The sequence below is a fragment of the Bacillus sp. AFS040349 genome (assembly GCF_002577655.1).
In the GTDB taxonomy this organism is placed as follows: Bacteria; Bacillota; Bacilli; order Bacillales; family Bacillaceae; genus Metabacillus.
On the sequence record NZ_NUMC01000205.1, the window covers coordinates 1 to 338 of the forward strand.

Here is a 338-nt window from a genome sequence, read left to right on the forward strand (position 1 = left end):
TATATAATTAAACTAATTAACTGAAAAATTACAGAAATGGGATGAGACTACATGAAAATTGCAAGAGGTAGAGAATTACTTACACCAGATCAGAGACTTGTTTTAATGCAAATCCCTGAAGATGAATGGATATTGGGAACCTACTACACTTTTTCCAAACGAGATTTAGAAATTATAAATAAGCGAAGGAGAGAAGAAAATCGTTTAGGGTTCGCAGTTCAATTGGCCGTTCTTCGGTATCCCGGCTGGCCATACACTCATATCAAAAGCATCCCAGATTCCTTCATACATTTTATATCGAAACAAATCGGTGCCACGCCATCCACGATTAGTCTTTA

General features: G+C 36.7%; 1 protein-coding gene. It reads left to right on the top strand.

What is annotated here, in order from left to right:
• Positions 1-51: 51 nt before the first annotated feature.
• Positions 52-338: DUF4158 domain-containing protein (locus tag COD11_RS27840; protein ID WP_483296318.1), on the top strand; the 287-nt coding region annotated here is incomplete at its 3' end.